The following is an 18,891-nucleotide window of genomic DNA, read 5'->3' as shown; positions in this document are numbered from 1 at the left end:
GGTGCTCAATGACTTTTTCTTCAATCACAACGTCCCGTTCCTACCTCACTCAGCAACTGGGGCAGCTGAACAACCTCCTGTCCGAGAAGACGACACAGCTCGCGACAGGCAAGGTTGGCAGTACCTACGGCGAGATTGGTGACAGTCGACTGCTCGATATTCAGCTGACCCAAAAAGTCAGCTTTATCGAGAGTTACCAGGAGACGATTACGATTTCCAATCTGCATCTTCAAACCCTGTCGTTGTCTCTCGAACGGCTGGAGTCCATTCGTCAAGATTCGAAATCCGCGATGGATACCAACGATTTTGTTTTGCAGAGCGATGGCCAGACCCAAACCCAGTCCAGGGCAGAACTTCTTCTGACGGAATCTCTCAACATTCTGAATACCGAAATTGCCGGGTACTATATTTTCGGTGGAACAGACTCGATTTCGGATCCCGTTGCCGCATTGGACGTCATCATGAATGGCAGTGGCAGCCAGGCAGGTTTGAAGACATATCTCAGCGAATACTCACAGGCCAATCTGGGGGCATCGAACAACGGCAGACTGGCGATATCGGCTTTGACGACCAGTTACGCAGGCGCAGTGCCGACCGATTCAACCTTCACGATCTCGGAAGACGGAGCACACGATTTCGGTTTCGACATTTCAAGCGTGACGTCGACACTGAGCAATGCCGCCCTGACCGGACCCACAAGCACCGATCCCGACAGTTTCGACGTGCAATTTACCGGTCAGCCAAATCTTGGTGAAACCATCAAGGTTGATTTGACGCTGCCACCGTCCCACACGGAAACAGTGTCCATCGAACTGACGGCGGCCTCCAGCGATGAGGCGGAGGGAACATTTGCCATTGGCGCGGATCTTGAAGAAACAGCGCAAAACCTGCTGAACTCACTTACGGCGGAAATCGAAAATGCCGCCCAGACAAAGCTCCGCGCAGTTTCGGACGAGTGGGCTGCCGACGAATTTTTCACGACGTTTTCCGGCGAAGAACCATTGCGGGTCAGCGGTCCTCCTTACACCACCGCGACCACGCAGGTTTCCGGCGCCTCCACGACAGTTGAATGGTACACCGGCCGGAATACGACCACGACCGACGCGCGCACCGACAAGAATGCTGTTATCGATTCAAACCTGACCGCGAGCTACGGCGTCAGGGCGAATGAAACGGCACTCAAGGAGCTTGTGAAATCTCTGGCAACATTCGTTGCAGCCGACTTTTCCGGCGGAACATCGACGGACGAGGAATACTACAACGAACTTTCCGCCAACATGCGCGGCCTCCTGCAACCGGTTGGGGTCGATCAGTCCGGTATCGTCGATATCGCGACGGACATCGCGATCACGCAACGGACGGTCTCCCTGACCGGCGAACGGCACGTGCAGATGAAAAGTACCTATGAAGGGACGATTGCGGAAATCGAGGGCATCGACAAGAACCTGGTTGCGACGGAAATTCTGCAGCTCCAAAACAATATTGAAGTGTCCTACCGTGCGTCCTCGATCGTCTTCAATCTCAGCCTGTCCGATTATCTCTGATCGGGGTAATATGCTGCTTTTCCAAGGGTAGTTCATATCTTGACGATGCGCTTTTGAAGTGCCGGTCGGGGGTGTTTTTTCGTTGAAAACGCCGTGCGGTTCTGCAAATTTTTTGGAGTTGTTTCCATCCCGGATGTGCCAGTGTTACAGGACTGGAACTTCTGACAGGCGCCAGCCGTGTTGTCGCTGAAATTATCGCCTCGTCTCCTGAATTTAGCTGTGGCCGGTTCAGAAGGGGAGGCTCAAGTCGACGACCCACAAGTGAAATCAGACTGTTCTTGAGTCAGCCGCGATCGACCGAGATTACCTTTCCTGTCCAATTCGTGTAACTCGCAGCTGCTCCGGTCACGAGGCCGATATCGATGTATGACAACTGAATACTGTGGCCGGCAGCTGCGGCAGAGACGCCTCCTCCAACGCGCTGTCCATGACCGGCGATACGTTGAACGAGCTCGATCATCATATTCTTTTCGGCGGCCTCAAGTCTTTCGGCACCCTTGGCAAATTTCTGTGCCAATTTAAAATAGATCGGTCCCTTGGACATTTCTTTCAGCGCCTTGGCGCTCACAATAAAAGCGAGATTTATATCGCTTCCGGAAAACTCGAGACCTTTCAGTTTGCTAATGTCGGGCATTCCCGTGACCACGGCAAAATTGAAGCCGGATGTTGCATCCGCTCCCCATGTTCCTGTTCGGGTCAACTGGGCCTGAAAGGAGTGTGCGTCCGTGATACCCTCCAGAAGCTTCTGCCAGTTGTACAGAGCGCCGATTGTATACTCCGAGCCCTTTGATGCCTTCGGGATACCGATCCCGCTCGCAAATCGCGTGACAAAACCGCACCAAGTCGATCGCTCATCAGCCAGGATCTTGCCGACAAGGTCGTTTTTCATCATCGCAACCGTGGATCGGTTGTCTGGATTGAAAAACACAACAGGCCGAATAGTGCCATTGCTTTCCTCAAAGCCGTGTCGACCGGTTGATTCATCCCACACATATCCGGCGCGGCTTCCGGTTCTGTTTTTGCCCCGGTCGCTCGGATCGATCTTGTAAAGACCTGACGGTCTCATAATCAGATTAATGATCACGGAGAGGCGGCCACGCGTCCAATCGTCCGTGTCATACCCCATACCCGGTTTGATCCTGGGCCAGACCAGACGCATTTTGCAGGCGATATCGACAGCGTAGCCACCAAATGGACCCGGCGCGTTACCCAATTGGGTAAACTTACAAGCGTTACATCGCTCGGACGGGGAACAACATCGTCGATCTATGAGAAAAGATGGGACGCACCGCCATCAACGAAAAAAGCCGGTCGCTGCGCGCACCGGCTTCACTGCTCTGGATTTTGTCGCCGACTACTCGGTTTCCACTCGCGCGCGCAGCCCCTCGGCTATCGCCCGGTTGATGCTGATAAGCGTGTTGAGCTTCTCGGCATCGTCGCTCGTCATCACCGTTATCGTTTGCTTGAACACAAAAACGGCCAGTGAGGCGATATTGTTCTTGATGTCCTGCGGCAATTGACTTTCTTCGCTGGTCGCAGAGGTTACAAGAATACTCCAGAGTTTGCGGTTATAGACCAATGCATCGTCTTTTTCCGCAAGTGTGGCCTCGCCCCATTCATCCTTGATCAGCTGCAGCCGTGCTGCGGCTTTCATCAGCAGATTCGCTTCCAGTTCTCTCGGTGACACCGCCACCTGGCTCGTTTTCTGGTAAGCTTGCGCTGCCTGCTTGTACATGACTGATCAGCGTCCCTTCATACTCGATGAGCTTTCGTGCTTCTTTCAATGCTTTATAGAAGGCACCGGTTATTATCGCGTTACTGATCCTGGTAACATATGGGATCGTACTTGGTGCTGCCTTCACAATATCGTTGACGAGAGTGAAGTAATTCTCCTGAATTTTTTCCATATCCGTCGATAGATACATCAGTTGAACGGCCAAATAGACCCGTTTTGCCGGTGTATCCGCAGTGGTAGGCGTGAGAATGTCTTTTTCTCGAAGAATAGGTGCCTGGCCTTCGATAAACAGGCGGGTTCGCTGATTATCATTTGTGATGACACTGTCACCAATGATAATCCTTTCGCCCGGTTTTAGCTCGACCTTGAGCGCCATTCCGTGACCTCCACGCTTGAGTATCGCTATCAAACGTTAACGAACTGGTTAACGCCCTTTGCCGATACCTTAAAGCTTTTCATTCCAGCTGTTAACCGAACAGGCTCAAAACGCTCTGATCTGCCTGATTGGCAAGCGACAGGGCGGTGGAAGACAGCTGTTGCCGGGTCTGAAGGGCAAGCATGTTTGCACCTTCTTCGTTCATGTCGGCAATGGTGAGCTCGCCGGCTCCAACTTCTAGCGTGTTGATCATGTTCTGTGTGAAATCTGTTCGTATTTCGACGGTTGACAGTGATGTACCCATCGATCTGGCAGCCGTCCTCAGTTCGTCGAGCGCTGCATTGATGGCTTGCAGCGTCCGGTCAATGTCAGTGTCTGATTTGAATTCGGATGCCGCCGCCGAAAGTCCTACGGTACCGGAAGTGCTTCCAAGTGTCGTTCGGTTAAAGTCCGCGTTGCTGCTCGTGATGTCGAACGAGACTTCGCCGAGCAGACTGATACTGCCGCCGGAGAAAGTCGCATCCAGGCCTTTCACATTATCGATGAACGAGACCAGATCGCTGACTGTCGTTTCAGAATCGATCTCGATAGACGCTGGTTCAAATCCATTTCCGTCCGTAATCGTGATCGTATCACCCGCCTGGAAGCCACCCGAAGAGATCAAAGTCGCTGTTGAACTCAGGGACGAGACGGTCAGCGTCGTTGTCGTTCCACCCGTTGCACCACCGCTCGTCGCGGTTCCGCCACCTGCGTTGTCCTTTGAAACATAGATCGGATTTGTATTGCCTGATGTTATTGATATCGAGTCCGTCGACTCGTTAAAGCTGGTGTGAACGCCGCTCAAGTCGTTCAGCGCATCGACATAGTCCTGAACCGTGGTTATGTCGGTGCCGACCGTCAGGGTCGTGGTTCCGGAACTGTCCGTGATGGTGACCTGATCACCGGTTGACCATGCAGCCAGGTCCGTCAGGTTGGAGGATGCCTGCAAACCGGTCAGCGCAAGCGTGCCTGTTCCGCCGAAGAGATTGAAGGACGCCGTGCCGGTACCGCCGGTGTCGAGATTGTCGAGGTTCAGACCGTCATCAAGTGTTGTGTCGGTAAAGTCGACCGGATTGACCGTGAGGTTGGACGTGCTGTCCTCGTTGAAGATTACTTCCAGCTCATTGCCGGCGCCCGCAAGAAGGTTCTTGCCCTTATAGCTCGAGTCTCTTGCCATATCCTCGATCTGTTCGAGGATGTCATTATATTGGCTGGCAAACTGTTTTCTTTCAAACTCACTTGATGTCTGAAGCGCCTGGTTTGCGATCGCCTTGGCTGATTCGACCAGCTTGGTGATCGACGTTATGCCCTTGTCGGCCGCCTTGATGGTCTGTACTGCCTGACCCATATTGTCGAGCAGATTGGCCAGGTCGCTTGCCCGGTCGTTTAGCGATTGCGCCGTGAAAAACGAGTTCGGGTTGTCCAGCGCCGTGTTGACCTTCATGCCTGTGGCAAGCCGTGTCTGTGTCACAGACTGAAGATTTGCAGTTTGCTTGAGCGACAGGAGATTGTCCCGGACCGCGCTGGATAGAACAATATCAGACATCAGACTTCACCGCTTTTCCTACTTCAGTGTCCGCCGAAAGCGCTACTCAAGAACATCAAGATGAGCGCGCTCCTTTGACGTAAATCTAAATGGAAAGTTAATCGGTGATGCACGAATTAACGCGATGTAAATAAAAGTTACCAAAAGCTTTCTTTTATCTATTTGAAAAATATGATGAAAAAATTCGAGCTTTGACTTCAATCGAGACCGGAAACCAAAACGGCGAGCCGATGGCCCGCCGTTTCTGATCTTCATTTTGTGAGTCGTGTGTCCGACTGATTCTTTCAGTCCTAGAAGAGGGATAGCACCGTCTGGTCCGCCTGGGAGGCGAAGGAAAGAGATGTCGAAGCAAGCTGCTGCCGTGTCTGAAGCGCCAGCAGGTTTGCGCCTTCCTCGTTGGTATCGGCCAAGGTCAAGAGACCCGCACCTTCCTGAAGAGTATTGATCATCGTCTTCGTGTAATCTTGGCGAATTTCAACAATAGACAGGTTGGTGCCGAATTCTGACGCCTGGGAGCGAAGGTTGGAGAGCGCCGTATTGAGGCGGTCAACGACCCTGTTGATATCGCCGTCCGTGGCAAATCCGGAGTCCGATAGTGCTTCGAGAGTGATCCCGTCCGTGTCTACAGTGAAATTGGAAGCTGCAAAGTCAGTGTTGTCACTGGTCAGTGTCAGATCGGTCTCGGATTCGATTGTCAACAGGCCTGATCCGGTGTCGAAGTCAGACGACACGCCATTGAAATCGCTGATGAAGTTTTCGAGGTCCGCGACAGTTGTGTCATCATCGATCTCAAAGGATCCAAGCTCGAAGTCGTTACCGTCGGTTAGGGTGAGTGTGTCTCCAACGGCAAATGAGCCGGATTCGCTCAGAAGCTGCGTTGTCGTCGAGAATGCTGTCGCGTCGAAATCAAACGAACCAATGGTGGCGGTGAACGTCTGGTTGCCGATGTTGAAGTCCTCATCGGAGTAGACAGTCAGGTCACCAGTATTGTTGTCGAACTCTGCGCGAACACCGGCAATGGCATTGAGCCCGTCGACCAGATCCTGGACGGTTGCACCGGCCGTAATGTCGCTTGCACCGGAAAGGGCAACGGGGGCCGTCCCCGAATTGTTGCCGAAGGTGAGAACCGCTGTCGTGGAGATCGCGTTGGAATTCGACAGGATCGAGCTGGATTTCAAGGTTGACGTGCCATCCGTCAGGTTGATGGTCGTCTTGCCGCCCTGCAGCTGGAGGGTGGTTGTATTGCCTTGTCCTTCTGCGAGGTTGGACAAGTTAAGTCCGGTAGACAGGGCTGTGTCGGTGTAGTCGACGGACTCGATGGTCAGTTTCGAGGTCGCATCTTCGTTGAAGATCGTCGTCAGATCGTTGCCGATGCCACCCAGGAGATTTTTCCCCTTGTAGGAGCTGTCTTTCGCAACGTCTTCAATCTGCTCAAGAAGGTCGTTGTACTGCGCAGCGAATGTTTTGCGCTCATACTGGCTCTGCGTCTGCAAGGCCTGGTTGGCTTTCGCCTTCGCGGTTTCGACCAGATCGTTGATCGTCTGGATGCCTTTGTCGGCTGCCTTGATCGTCTGCAGCGACTGGCCCATGTCGTCGAGCAGATTGCTCAGATCACCCGCACGGGAATTCAGGCCTGATGCCGTGAAGAAAGAATTCGGATTGTCCAGCGCGGAATTAACTTTCAAACCCGTCGCCAGTTTGTTCTGGACGCCGGACATCAGGTCTGCGGTGGATTGGAGTGTGAGAAGGTTCTGCCGCACGGCAGCTGACAGGGTGATGTCCTTCATCTTAAATATCCCTTTCCTGGGTCAACTTGTACTTCTGCTCTTCCTGAGCAGGTTGATTAGGATCATCTCCCGTTAACCCTAATCATTGGTTAATTGGATGGCATTATAGGGTTAACGAGGTGTTAACGCCTTGAGAGCGTGGAGAAAATTGGCGGAAATCCGGGAGAACAAACTGAACGCAGAAGGAAAGGGGATGCTGAGAGATTCAGCCCATTGCAGGAATCAAAAAAGGCGGGCCGGGGCCCGCCTTCTCTGAATTTGCTGAAAGTTCTTTCGGTCCTAGAAGAGCCGCAGAACGTTCTGGTCTGCCTGAGCCGCAAAGGACAGGGACGTGGAGGCGAGGCTCTGACGGGTCTGCAGCGCCAGAAGGTTTGCACCTTCCTCGTTGGTGTCTGCAAGGGTCAGTTTGCCCGCACCTTCCTCAAGCGTGCCGATCAGTGACTTGGTGAAGTCCTGACGGTTTTCGACGATCGACAGGTTGGTACCGAACGAGGACGCCTGGGTTCTGAGAGAGCTCAGGGCCGTGTTCAGCTTGTCGACCACACGGTTGATGTCGCTGTCGGTGGCAAATCCGCTGTCGGAAACTGCCGACAGGGTGATGCCGTCCGTGTCCGCAACGAAGTTCGCGCTGGCAAAGTCAGTGTTGTCACTGGTCAATGACAGATCGGTCTCCGACGTGATGGACAGCTTGCCTGAGGAAGTGTCGAAGTCGGCGGAGACGCCCTGGAAATCGTCAGCAAAGGATTCCAGGTCGGCAACCGTGGTATCGGCTTCGATCTCGAGCGAGCCGAGTTCGAAATCGTTACCGTCAGTCAGGGTCAGTGTGTCGCCAACAGCGAAGGAACCAGTTTCCGACAACAGCTGGGTCGTTGCAGTCAACGCGCTTGCGTCGAAATCAAACGAACCAATGGTGGCGGTGAACGTCTGGTTGCCGATGTTGAAATCTTCATCGGAATAGACGGTCAGATCACCGGTATTGTTGTCGAACTCTGCGCGAACACCGGCGATGGCATTGAGCCCATCGACCAGATCCTGGACGGTTGCACCGGCCGTGATGTCACTTGCGCCGGAAAGGGCAACGGGGGCCGTCCCCGAATTGTTGCCGAAGGTGAGAACCGCTGTCGTGGAGATCACATTGGAGTCCGACAGGGTGGAGTTTGTTTTCAGGGTTGACGTGCCATCCGTCAGGTTGATGGTCGTCTTGCTGCCCTGAAGCTGCAGCGATGTGGAAGACCCTTCACCTTCCGCCAGGTCCGACAGGTTGAGGCCTGTGGACAAGGTACTGTCGGTATAATCGACAGCCGAGATGTTCAGTTTGGACGTGGAATCTTCGTTGAAGATCGTGGTGAGGTCGTTGCCGGTACCTGCAAGCAGGTTCTTGCCTTTGTAGGAAGAATCCTTGGCAATGTCCTCGATCTGCGTGAGCAGTTCGTTGTACTGGGCGGCAAACTGCTTGCGCTCGTACTGGCTTTGCGTCTGCAGAGCCTGGTTTGCAATCGCCTTCGCCGATTCAGCCAGTGTCGTGATCGAGGCAATTCCCTCGTCGGCTGCCTTCAGGGTCTGGACCGACTGGCCCATGTCGTCGAGCAGTGTGCCGAGGTCGTTTGCCCGGGACGTGAGGCCGGAAGCGGTGAAGAAGTTGCTTGGATTGTCCAGGGCAGAATTGACCTTCTTGCCGGTGGCCAGTTTGTTCTGGACATCGGACAGAAGTTCCGCAGTTGACTGGAGTGAATTCAGGTTCTTGCGAACCGCGCTGGACAGTGTGATGTCAGCCATTATTTGATCCTTTCTAGGAACACGAGATACAGAACCCATCCTGGGAACGCGTTGCTAGAAAACATCTAGGGGAGGAAACATTGGATAAATAAAAACGGTTAGCGTTATTTAACCCTAACGCGATGTAAATTACTTTCTTGAGGAAATTTTCTACCCGAATGAAGACAGTTCGCATTCATTATTCATAAAATCGAGAAAAGCTCGAATACTGTTTCGAGTCATGAAAATTTCTGAGTTCTTAATTTGTTATCTCAGGAAATATACTTCCTGTTATTTTGAATAATCCGGAATTTATTATTCCTTCTCTGATCGACGAATTTGTTTTGTTCGCCGTGCGACAAGTATGACGCCTGTCTTGCGAGAGTCCGACCCGGCTTCGTCCGGACGCAAAAAAGGCGGGCCGGGGCCCGCCTTCTCTGAATTTGCTGAAAGTTCTTTCGGTCCTAGAAGAGCCGCAGAACGTTCTGGTCTGCCTGAGCCGCAAAGGACAGGGACGTGGAGGCGAGGCTCTGACGGGTCTGCAGCGCCAGAAGGTTTGCACCTTCCTCGTTGGTGTCTGCAAGGGTCAGTTTGCCCGCACCTTCCTCAAGCGTGCCGATCAGTGACTTGGTGAAGTCCTGACGGTTTTCGACGATCGACAGGTTGGTACCGAACGAGGACGCCTGGGTTCTGAGAGAGCTCAGGGCCGTGTTCAGCTTGTCGACCACACGGTTGATGTCGCTGTCGGTGGCAAAGCCACTGTCGGAGATCGCCGACAAGGTGATGCCGTCCGTGTCCGCAACAAAGTTTGCGCTCGCAAAGTCAACATTGTCGCTGGTCAGTGACAGATCGGTTTCCGACGTGATGGACAGCTTGCCGGATGTGGTGTCGAAGTCGGCGGAGACGCCCTGGAAATCGTCAGCAAAGGATTCCAGATCGCCAACCGAAGTGTCGGCTTCGATCTCGAGCGAGCCGAGTTCGTAACCATTGCCGTCAGTCAGGGTCAGTGTGTCGCCAACAGCGAAGGAACCAGTTTCCGACAACAGCTGGGTCGTTGCAGTCAACGCGCTTGCGTCGAAATCAAACGAACCAATGGTGGCGGTGAACGTCTGGTTGCCGATGTTGAAATCTTCATCGGAATAGACGGTCAGATCACCGGTATTGTTGTCGAACTCTGCGCGAACACCGGCGATAGCATTGAGCCCGTCGACCAGATCCTGGACGGTTGCACCGGCCGTGATGTCACTTGCACCGGAAAGGGCAACGGGTGCCGTCCCCGAATTGTTGCCGAAGGTGAGAACCGCTGTCGTGGAGATCGTGTTGGAATCCGACAGGGTGGAGTTTGTTTTCAGGGTTGACGTGCCATCCGTCAGGTTGATGGTCGTCTTGCTGCCCTGAAGCTGCAGCGATGTGGAAGACCCTTCACCTTCCGCCAGGTCCGACAGGTTGAGGCCTGTGGACAAGGTACTGTCGGTATAATCGACAGCCGAGATGTTCAGTTTGGACGTGGAATCTTCGTTGAAGATCGTGGTGAGGTCGTTGCCGGTACCTGCAAGCAGGTTCTTGCCTTTGTAGGAAGAATCCTTGGCAATGTCCTCGATCTGCGTGAGCAGTTCGTTGTACTGGGCGGCAAACTGCTTGCGCTCGTACTGGCTTTGCGTCTGCAGAGCCTGGTTTGCAATCGCCTTCGCCGATTCAGCCAGTGTCGTGATCGAGGCAATTCCCTCGTCGGCTGCCTTCAGGGTCTGGACCGACTGGCCCATGTCGTCGAGCAGTGTGCCGAGGTCGTTTGCCCGGGACGTGAGGCCGGAAGCGGTGAAGAAGTTGCTTGGATTGTCCAGGGCAGAATTGACCTTCTTGCCGGTGGCCAGTTTGTTCTGGACATCGGACAGAAGTTCCGCAGTTGACTGGAGTGAATTCAGGTTCGCACGAACCGCGCTGGACAGCGTGATGTCAGCCATAGTCTAGATCCTTTCTAGGAACATGATGTAGGAACCCTTCCTGGGTCCACGAGACATCAAGCGGCCGACCGAGGTAACAAAACCTAAAGAAACTTGGTTAGCGCAATTTAACCCTAATGGAACGTAAATGGTTGAAAGCACGATATATTTGCTGTGCTGAGGTCTTTGTTACGGAAACAAGCGGAATTCGTCATTGCCATTGAGCCGCAATGCCCTGGGTGGAGGCACTCGGCGCTGCCATTCGTGAGTTGGACAACGTTTCACCCGGCATGGTGACGCCGGTTACAGTGCTCCACTTTCTGTCCGACATTGCGTGCCACGCTGCGGGCGGGAAGAGGGCATCGATCACATTCTCAAGAGAAGCCGGCACGGTATGACGCACTGGTGGCAAGTGGCGTGTAGAATAACGTCGCAAGACCTTTGCCAGACTGGCGAGCGCCTGTCGGTTCAGGAGAAAGTTGCCGTGATCGTCTGACGCGACGCATGCAAACAGGACACTCCACTCAGGCAAAGACGCCTTGCAGCCGCCTCAGAAAAATGCCGAAACTAGTGTCGGGTCTGTGAAAAAGGCAGTGTCCGAGAGGTGAAATCTGCGTGCGCGATCAAACGACGAGTTGAACCGGTTGAGAAGATTCTTCTGTTTGCTGGTTCTCGACCGTTTCAGCGTAGGCACGCAACCGCAACAATGTTTCGCTTGGGATCTGGCGCAGTACCTGACCGGTATCGGTATTTGTGGCGACGAAGACCAGGCTTTCGCTGTCAGGATCAACCACATTGCGGCGCTCAACCTGCGGCGTGGTCCGTTGTGCGGCCCGTTGAGACTGCTCATTGTCTGCCGACCTGCGTCCATCCTGCGTTTCGCTTGATGGGTTCACAGTTTCCTTGGCAGGCAAATCCGTTTTCGCTGCAGGCACATTCTTTTCCGGAGCCCGCGTAACCGGCGTAATCGCCGTATATGTCGGCGATGGCGGCCGGGCAATTCCCGTATCCAACATCTTTCTCTCCGGTGTACTCGATACAAACACCCGTACGCTCTCGACTTTAATTCAAGGAAATGAATCTTCTGTTAACGAAATGGTTAGAATTTGCCGGGTGCAGTCGGTGTGTCGAATTGATTCGTTTTCCCATGGCAGGCCACACAGGCTTTCAATGACACAACGAAAAAAGGCTCTCGAGTGGAGAGCCTTTCAAGCTTGGCGATCTGCTGAAAATCGGCGGAAGCCTACAAGGCCTGGTTCACCGCGATCCCGCGCGCCGACTGTGGCCCTGAAGGGGCACCGCCATCCCGGCCGTAGGTTGTCGGCGTTGTCGCGTTCTTGGCACCTGCCGCTTTTGCGACCGTTGAAACGATGCTGTTCGCGACGTCCCGCGCAGTCGACAGAACGGCCAGGTTGATCCTGAGGACAGGCTGAAATTCACTGTGCTGGCGGCGAAGCGACTGTGTTGCGGACGGGGACAGGTTGCCGAGGGCAACCGCATGTTCCTTGGCTGTCATCATGCCGCGCGTATATTCGTGGATCAGCCGAGCCTTGTCCGGTTGAAGTTCACCGGCTTCCTTGAGTTTTCCGGCCCGCACAAGATCTGTTTCCATTTCTATGACGGACAAGAGCGCTTCCATGGTGCCCGACAGGGCAGAGCAGAAACCGTCTGCATCCTGCTTGCTTGCCGGTCGATCCAGAGAAAATGGAAACGAATTCGCGTTTGGTTGTGCAGTCATCTGCCCCCCTCCTGCAATGCAAGCAGCTCGCGCTCGACGCTGTCGGCCAGGCCGATGCCACCTGCTTTGGATATTGTACGTGCATATTCGTCTATCAAAAGTTTCTGCCAGGCGTCGGAGCCGGTACCGCCGCCCCAGGTTCCACCTTCGTTCAGTCCGGTAAACATGTTCTGAAGCATGGTGTTGAGGAACACGGCCTCAAAGCCTTCGGCCGCGTCACGAACCGCACTCTTGCTCGTGGTATCCACACCACGGACTGCGTCGAGCGGGTCGGGTTGACTGGTGGCAGGGGCGATCGACTGGATCATCACAGCACCTCGATTTCGGCCTGCAAGGCACCTGCCGCCTTGATCGCCTGCAGGATCGAGATCATGTCGCGCGGCCCGATGCCAAGCGCATTCAATCCATCCACCAGCTGTTTGAGCGTGATCGTTTCCGGTACGATTGCGAGCTTCGTTCCGTCCTCGTTTACCGACACCTCGGAACGCGGCACGACGACAGTCTGGCCGTTGTCGGCAAAGGGCAGGGGTTGGGATACCTGTGGCGTTTCGGCGATCGTAACCGTCAGATTTCCCTGAGCCACGGCCACCATCGACACCTTTACGTCCTGGCCCATTACGATGATGCCGGAATTCTCGTCAATCACGATGCGGGCGGCAAGATCCGGTTCGACGATTAGCTGTTCGATATCCGTCAGAAGATCGACGATGTTGCCGTTATACTGTTGCGGCAGATCCAAACGTACGGTTGCCGGATCAAGAGGCTCGGCCGTCGGCATGCCGATCAGTTCATTGATGGACAGCGCGACGCGGCGTGCGGTCGTAAGATCGGGGTTGCGCAGTGCAAGACGCAGCGTGGTCAGGGACGCAAGCTGGAAATCCAGCTCCCGTTCGACGAGACCACCATTGGCTATGCGACCGGCGGTCGGAACACCGCGGACAACAGAGGCAGCGTCCGCCTGTGCCGAAAACCCGCCGATTGCCACAGACCCCTGGGCAATGGCGTAGACCTCACCATCGGCACCAACCAGTGGCGTGACAAGCAGCGTACCGCCCTGAAGCGAGTCTGCATCGCCAAGTGCGCTGACATTGACGTCGATCCGTGTTCCCTGAGTGGCAAAGGGAGGCAGGTTTGCGGTCACCATCACCGCGGCAACCGTGTCCGTATTCAGTGCGATGTTCCGGGTGTTGACACCAAGACGTTCAAGCATTGCCTGCAGGCTTTGCTGCGTAAAGGGCGTGTTGCCGAGCGAGTCGCCGGTACCGTTGAGGCCAACAACAAGTCCGTAACCGATGAGCTGGTTTTCCCGGATCCCTTCAAAATCTGCAATGTCCTTGATCCGGGATGCCGCTTCGGCACTGGAAACCGCAATGCTCGCTCCGATGAGCGCGAGGACGGCAATGAAAGAGAGCCGTCCAAACCACTGAGAAATTTTGCCACCCATGTTCCGCATCACTGTTTCCGGTCCGGTTTCGTTTCCGGCCAGATCGCCGGGTCACCTGAGTTTGGAATGCGTTATGCGAGAGCCGTGCCACATTTGCGCCGTGATCGCCTTTTTTGAAGAAGTGGCTGTTTTCTGCGGCTCGTGGCGCATTGTTTCCCTCCGGGCCGCACAAGAATGTCGAATTTAGTTAATGAAATTCTTTTCCAGGCAGGCAAATATTGCCTCCCTTGCAAGGATTCAATTACTCTTCCCGGCAGAATCTGACACGCAACAGGACAGATCCGGAAAGATTTCGGTCGAACCAATCGTCAGCCGGAACGGCAAATGATCATGCGCATCACAGGTAACAAACCCGTCACGGGCGTTCAGGGCAAGGGGGCACGGAAACAGGCCACCACCGGCGGTGAGCAGTTTGCGCCCGATCTTGGAAGCGAGGTGACTCAGTCGTCGCAGACGGCCGGTGGCACGGCAATTCAGGGCATGGACGCGCTGCTTGCCTTGCAGGAGGTTGATGAGCGGGCAGAGCGTCGATCCCGAGCTGCGCGCCGCGGCCATTCGCTGCTTGATACGCTTGAAGCGGTGCGTGCGGATCTGTTGGCAGGCTTCGTGTCGGAAGAACGTCTGGAGGTGCTGGCAAGCCAGGTCACAAACCGGCAGACCAGCGGGGATGACCAGATCGATTCGGTTCTTGAAGAGATCGAATTGCGAGTGAAAGTTGAGCTCGCAAAGCTTGGACGTTTTACCGACCGGTGATGGTCACAATCGGGTCAAAATAGCGCTAAAACTGTTCAATTGGCGCTCAACGGATTGAAAGATATGACATTTCTTTAATGCTATTTTTCGGAAATGAACCGTTGTCGGGGAACAGAACCGGCTATATATTGCGCCCGGCCTAACGGTAATCCGGAGCTATCGATGACGGTAGAAATTGAGTCTGAATATCGACCCTCGGACAACGAGCCGTTCATGAACGACAGGCAGCGAGAGTATTTTCGAGATAAACTGCTTGCATGGAAAGACGAGATCCTGAAAGAAAGCAAGGAAACGCTTACGAACCTTCAGGAAGAAAGCCAGAACCACCCAGATTTTGCCGACCGTGCGTCTTCTGAGACAGATCGCTCAATTGAACTGCGCGCCCGGGATCGTCAACGCAAGTTGATTTCAAAGATCGATGATGCTTTGGAACGTATTGCTGACGGGAGCTATGGCTATTGCGAGGAGACCGGTGAACCGATCTCCTTGAGGCGCCTCGAGGCCAGACCGATCGCCACATTGTCGATCGAGGCTCAGGAAGCGCATGAACGTCGCGAGAAAGTGTATCGCGACGACTGATTTCCAGAAACGGCTGGCTTGCTGAATACGGCAAGGCCGAGCAACTTTTGAACCTCCCCACCAGGGGAGGTTTTTTCTTTGTCAGATCCAGTCAGTTGGCGATCTTGTCGGCCATTACGGCAATTGTCTGCTGATAGACACTGGCCTTGTTCCATTCCTTGATGACGCGATAGTTTGCCGTGCCCGGACCCCAGGGTTGACCGCGCCGCCATCCTTTCTTCTTCAGATAGTTCGCGGTGGACGCCAGAACGTCGGGAATGGAGCGGATCAGGTCGCGGCGGCCGTCACGATCATAGTCGACCGCGTATTTGACATAGGAGGAGGCAAGAAACTGGGTCTGGCCGATTTCTCCAGCCCAGGCCCCGCGCATTTCTCCTGGCGACATATCGCGGCGCTGAACGATGACCAGAGCATTGACGAGTTCGTTGGTGAAGAACTTCGACCGGCGGCAGTCATATGCGAGCGTTGCCAGCGACTGCAGGACCGGCATTTTGCCGGAGTAGCCGCCGTAGTTGGTTTCCAGCCCCCAGATTGCCAGGATAACCGGGGCCGGGACGCCGTATTTCTTTTCGATTCTTGAAAACAGCCTGCGATATGTCTCGCCGAGTTTCTTTCCCCTTCGGATCATCGCATTGTTGACCCGCTTTGCATAAAACTGCTTGAAACTCAGCTTGAACGATTTCTGGTTGCGATCGAGGCGGACGACCTTCGAGCTGTATTTCGCATTTTTCAGAGCTTCCCGCACGATACGTTGCTTCAGCCGATAGCGTGACGAATTCGCGATGAAGTCCTGTTTCCAGGCTTCAAACCCCGCGGGGCCATTCCCGCAAGTGGCCGCGAAAACGGGTGAGGTTAAAATCAGAAAAAAGCTGACAATAGAAACAAAGACAATTTGCATGAAGCCCCCTGTGAATCGAGCTGTCTTCCTTCGGCATTCTAAATCAAAATGACGCGACGTCATCTCGGAAAGTCCAAAATCCTCCGAAACGAGAACGGGCACGGCACTCGGGGAGCGAGATACCGTGCCCGTCGTCAGCCGCCAAAGTCCCAGTTTCTAGAACACTTTGACCGTGGCTGGCCGGGGGATCGTTTCCAGTGCCGGGATCATCAGAACGGCAGCAGGATATCCAGAACCTGGTTGCCCACACGCGGCTGCTGAACCGTAGTGATCTGGCCGCGACCGCCATATCCGATGCGGGCCTCTGCTATTTGTTCGCTGGCAATCCGGTTGTTTGCGGTGATGTCTTCAGGCCGCACGATACCGGCGACAATCAGTTCTCGAACTTCGAAGTTCACGCGAACTTCCTGCCTGCCCTCGATGACAAGATTTCCGTTCGGCAGAACCTGGGTGACAACTGCGGCAATTGAGGTCTGGAGGGTTTCTTCCCGGTCGACACTGCCAGCTCCCTGGAAACTTGAGTTGCTGTTGACATTGCCAAGATTGCTGGCCGCCATGTCTGCCGGCAGGAAGATCGTATCGATCGCCGTTCCCAGTGCGCCACCAACTCCTGCGCCGTTTGTCTCGGTTCTGTTGCGCTCGGTTTCGTTTTCAATCTCTGCTTCATCGTCAATCGTGACTACGACAGTCAGAATGTCACCGACCTGGCTGGCCCGCTGGTCCTTGAAGAAGGCCCGGCTTCCGGACTGCCAAAGTGAATTCGGATTGTAGTGAACCTGCTGTGGCTCCGGCATCGGCATCTGGACCGGCCGGTATCCGGGTGTCGTTGTCGGATCCTGGATTGCATTCAGGGCAGGTTGCTGACCGACTTGCGCAAGCTGGTCTGCGGTACCGCAGCCTGCAGCAAGCGACGCCAGCGCAATACTTGCCAAAAGATGGCGGGGAAGGGAGGTCAACATTAGTTCGTCTCGCTGTTCAGGCTTGCAACCACAGGATTGGCGGTGTGGACACGTACCTGCCCACGTGACATGACGGTTGCTGGAATGATACGTCGTGACTGGAGATTCATGACGTCTATGACATCACCCTTGGCACCTTCTTCCAGTGCTCTTGCCCTTGAAGTCAGTTTCAAGCCAGGCATGTTGAAGGTCACCGTGACCTTGTCTCCCCGTGTTACCAGGACCGGACGCTGGAAATTCCTGCGGGAGAGCGGCATGTTGGCGCGAATGCTGTTACGGGCAGCCATGCCGGTAACTTCCGATGGGTCGATGACGGCACCCGCAGGCGTCTTTGAGCGGGCAAGACGCATCACCGTCAGGTCTTCTTCCTTCAGGATGTCACCCCGGCGAAGCGGCTGTGCGAGCGTGACGACTTCGACCATTTCGTGGGCAATGCCTGTAAGTGTCAGCGGTTCGGTGCCGTGTTCGACGGCAACGCTGGCCTGAATAATAAAGCGCCCGCTTGCCTGCACCCAGTCAACGCGGTCGAACCGGATCGGTTCCGCAACTTTCGGGTCGGCGAGAACGCGGTTGGGTGCCTGAATGAGCTTCACATCCAGATTGGTCGGGTCGATGCCTGCGTTCCGTTCGGCCAACGTTTTGCGCACAAGGCTTGCCAACTGGTCTCTGCCCAGTTCAGTCGCGCCCCTGTGTACGACAACGGTTTTCAGACCGTCAGTACCGGCGGTGGTCAGACCAGCGGCCCGCGCCCTTTCAGCGACCAGGTTGGCCGGGACATTGCCCGACGTGCCCATGTCCGGTGAGCGAAAGAGCGGTTTTGCGGCATGGGCACCGGCATCGGAGTAGAAATCGCCTACAGTCACGATCTCGGAAAGTGTCATGACCTGGGAGCGCAGGACCGGTTGGACTTCTGCGATTGCAGACAGCCCGGTCAACCCCATGAACAGAAGGCCAAGCGTGGCTTTGATCAGATGTTTCATCATCTCGGCTTTCCTGCGTTAACGGAGGTTAGCGGTGGTTGAGTACATCTCGTCTGCCGCCTTGATGATCCTTGAATTCATCTCGTAGGCACGTTGCGCGGAGATCAGGTCGGCGATTTCGGTCACCGCGTCCACGTTTGCCATTTCAAGGAAGTACTGCTGAACATTGCCGAAGCCGCTGTCGTTCGGATTGCCTGTTTGCGGCGTGCCGCTGGCATTGGTTTCCAGAAACAGGTTGTCGCCGATGGCTTCCAGGCCTGATTTGTTCACGAAACGGGCAAGCTGGATCTGTCCGAGCGTAACGGTGCCGCCGGTCTGATTGATGCCCTGAACTTCGCCAGTGTTTGAAATTGTGATGTCCTGGGTGCCGTCCGGAATCGTTATGCCCGGATTGACGGTGTAACCGTCAACGGTGACCAGTTGCCCGTCGGCATCGCGTTCGAATGAACCGTCCCTCGTATAACCGGTGTTTCCATCCGGAAGTTCGATCTGGAAAAAGCCTTCGCCGCGGATGGCGACATCCAGTTCCTTGCCTGTCTGTTCAAGAGAACCCTGGGACATGATACGCGCGGTCGACGCGATCTTTACACCGGAACCGATCTGAACGCCGGTTGGAACTATGGTTCCTGCATCGGAGGTCTCGGTGCCCATCCTGCGAAGGTTCTGATAGAGAAGATCCTGGAAATCCGCCCGTTGTTTCTTGAAACCCGTTGTCCTCATGTTGGCAACGTTGTTCGAGATGACTTCGACGTTCCGTTCCTGGGCCTTCATGCCGGTGGCGGCGATCTGCAGTGCTTTCATGATCTTAAATCCTCTGG

The 18,891-nt window shown here is 54.7% G+C and carries 19 protein-coding genes; 4 read left to right on the top strand and 15 right to left on the bottom strand.

Annotation, left to right across the window (positions count from 1 at the left end):
- The first annotated feature begins 8 nt into the window (after nucleotides 1–8).
- The gene (locus tag LA5095_RS16190) at nucleotides 9–1,544 is read left to right on the top strand and encodes a hypothetical protein (RefSeq protein ID WP_055116603.1); all 1,536 of its coding nucleotides are present in this window, start codon (nucleotides 9–11) and stop codon (nucleotides 1,542–1,544) included.
- Between the two features lie 283 nt (nucleotides 1,545–1,827).
- On the opposite strand, the gene LA5095_RS16185 is transcribed toward LA5095_RS16190, so the two are convergent.
- From LA5095_RS16185 to LA5095_RS16160, 7 genes are all read right to left on the bottom strand, one after another.
- Nucleotides 1,828–2,757, bottom strand: coding sequence for a hypothetical protein (locus LA5095_RS16185; protein ID WP_144436012.1), 930 nt, complete (start codon nucleotides 2,755–2,757; stop codon nucleotides 1,828–1,830).
- Nucleotides 2,758–2,898: 141 nt separating this feature from the next.
- Entirely contained in the window at nucleotides 2,899–3,279 is a 381-nt protein-coding gene (gene flaF / locus LA5095_RS32070; protein ID WP_144436011.1) for a flagellar biosynthesis regulator FlaF, read from the bottom strand.
- Nucleotides 3,161–3,655, bottom strand: a complete 495-nt coding sequence (gene flbT / locus LA5095_RS16180) for a flagellar biosynthesis repressor FlbT (RefSeq protein ID WP_055116599.1) — start codon at nucleotides 3,653–3,655, stop codon at nucleotides 3,161–3,163. The genes flaF and flbT overlap by 119 nt, the downstream gene beginning before the upstream one ends.
- Before the next feature lie 91 nt (nucleotides 3,656–3,746).
- A complete protein-coding gene (locus tag LA5095_RS16175) occupies nucleotides 3,747–5,240 on the bottom strand; it encodes a flagellin N-terminal helical domain-containing protein (protein ID WP_055116598.1) in 1,494 nt (497 codons plus the stop codon).
- Between the two features lie 290 nt (nucleotides 5,241–5,530).
- Nucleotides 5,531–7,027 (bottom strand): flagellin N-terminal helical domain-containing protein, encoded by a 1,497-nt coding sequence (locus tag LA5095_RS16170; RefSeq protein ID WP_055116596.1) that lies wholly within the window; start codon nucleotides 7,025–7,027, stop codon nucleotides 5,531–5,533.
- A 279-nt stretch (nucleotides 7,028–7,306) separates the two neighbouring features.
- Nucleotides 7,307–8,803, bottom strand: a complete 1,497-nt coding sequence (locus LA5095_RS16165; RefSeq protein ID WP_055116594.1) for a flagellin N-terminal helical domain-containing protein — start codon at nucleotides 8,801–8,803, stop codon at nucleotides 7,307–7,309.
- 443 nt (nucleotides 8,804–9,246) lie between these two features.
- Nucleotides 9,247–10,743, bottom strand: a complete 1,497-nt coding sequence (locus LA5095_RS16160) for a flagellin N-terminal helical domain-containing protein (protein ID WP_055116592.1) — start codon at nucleotides 10,741–10,743, stop codon at nucleotides 9,247–9,249.
- A 209-nt stretch (nucleotides 10,744–10,952) separates the two neighbouring features.
- Here LA5095_RS16160 and LA5095_RS32730 point away from each other — a divergent pair, with 209 nt between their 5' ends.
- Nucleotides 10,953–11,120 carry a hypothetical protein gene (locus LA5095_RS32730; RefSeq protein ID WP_158510391.1) on the top strand — a complete coding sequence of 56 codons (168 nt, stop codon included), beginning with the start codon at nucleotides 10,953–10,955 and terminating at the stop codon, nucleotides 11,118–11,120.
- A gap of 225 nt (nucleotides 11,121–11,345) precedes the next feature.
- Here LA5095_RS32730 and LA5095_RS16155 read toward each other — a convergent pair whose 3' ends face one another.
- The 4 genes from LA5095_RS16155 to LA5095_RS16140 all read right to left on the bottom strand — a co-directional run bounded on the left by LA5095_RS16155 (nucleotide 11,346) and on the right by LA5095_RS16140 (nucleotide 13,904).
- Complete coding sequence (locus LA5095_RS16155) at nucleotides 11,346–11,738, bottom strand: flagellar protein FlaG (RefSeq protein ID WP_055116590.1); 393 nt, start codon at nucleotides 11,736–11,738, stop codon at nucleotides 11,346–11,348.
- A 227-nt stretch (nucleotides 11,739–11,965) separates the two neighbouring features.
- On the bottom strand, nucleotides 11,966–12,460 hold the full coding sequence (locus LA5095_RS16150) for a flagellar protein FlgN (protein ID WP_082442438.1): 495 nt from the start codon (nucleotides 12,458–12,460) through the stop codon (nucleotides 11,966–11,968).
- Complete coding sequence (locus tag LA5095_RS16145) at nucleotides 12,457–12,768, bottom strand: rod-binding protein (RefSeq protein ID WP_055116589.1); 312 nt, start codon at nucleotides 12,766–12,768, stop codon at nucleotides 12,457–12,459. The genes LA5095_RS16150 and LA5095_RS16145 overlap by 4 nt, the downstream gene beginning before the upstream one ends.
- Complete coding sequence (locus tag LA5095_RS16140) at nucleotides 12,768–13,904, bottom strand: flagellar basal body P-ring protein FlgI (protein WP_055116988.1); 1,137 nt, start codon at nucleotides 13,902–13,904, stop codon at nucleotides 12,768–12,770. The genes LA5095_RS16145 and LA5095_RS16140 overlap by 1 nt, the downstream gene beginning before the upstream one ends.
- A 324-nt stretch (nucleotides 13,905–14,228) precedes the next feature.
- Between LA5095_RS16140 and LA5095_RS16135 the strand changes: the two genes are divergently transcribed.
- Both LA5095_RS16135 and dksA read left to right on the top strand, forming a co-directional pair.
- On the top strand, nucleotides 14,229–14,657 hold the full coding sequence (locus LA5095_RS16135; RefSeq protein WP_208992717.1) for a flagellar assembly protein FliX: 429 nt from the start codon (nucleotides 14,229–14,231) through the stop codon (nucleotides 14,655–14,657).
- A 162-nt stretch (nucleotides 14,658–14,819) separates the two neighbouring features.
- Entirely contained in the window at nucleotides 14,820–15,236 is a 417-nt protein-coding gene (dksA, locus tag LA5095_RS16130; protein ID WP_029063077.1) for an RNA polymerase-binding protein DksA, read from the top strand.
- 91 nt (nucleotides 15,237–15,327) lie between these two features.
- Here dksA and LA5095_RS16125 read toward each other — a convergent pair whose 3' ends face one another.
- From LA5095_RS16125 to flgG, 4 genes are all read right to left on the bottom strand, one after another.
- Nucleotides 15,328–16,134, bottom strand: coding sequence for a lytic murein transglycosylase (locus tag LA5095_RS16125; protein ID WP_055116587.1), 807 nt, complete (start codon nucleotides 16,132–16,134; stop codon nucleotides 15,328–15,330).
- 209 nt (nucleotides 16,135–16,343) lie between these two features.
- A complete protein-coding gene (gene flgH / locus LA5095_RS16120) occupies nucleotides 16,344–17,093 on the bottom strand; it encodes a flagellar basal body L-ring protein FlgH (protein ID WP_055116581.1) in 750 nt (249 codons plus the stop codon).
- Nucleotides 17,093–18,076, bottom strand: coding sequence for a flagellar basal body P-ring formation chaperone FlgA (gene flgA, locus LA5095_RS16115; protein ID WP_082442436.1), 984 nt, complete (start codon nucleotides 18,074–18,076; stop codon nucleotides 17,093–17,095). Before flgA ends, flgH begins: the two co-directional genes overlap by 1 nt.
- 15 nt (nucleotides 18,077–18,091) lie before the next feature.
- Nucleotides 18,092–18,874, bottom strand: coding sequence for a flagellar basal-body rod protein FlgG (gene flgG / locus LA5095_RS16110; RefSeq protein WP_055116579.1), 783 nt, complete (start codon nucleotides 18,872–18,874; stop codon nucleotides 18,092–18,094).
- Between the last annotated feature and the right edge of the window lie 17 nt (nucleotides 18,875–18,891).

It is taken from the genome of Roseibium album (genome assembly GCF_001404515.1).
Classification (GTDB): Bacteria; Pseudomonadota; Alphaproteobacteria; order Rhizobiales; family Stappiaceae; genus Roseibium; species Roseibium album.
Note: the sequence above shows the minus strand (reverse complement) of the source record. Positions and strands in the feature narration are given on the sequence as shown.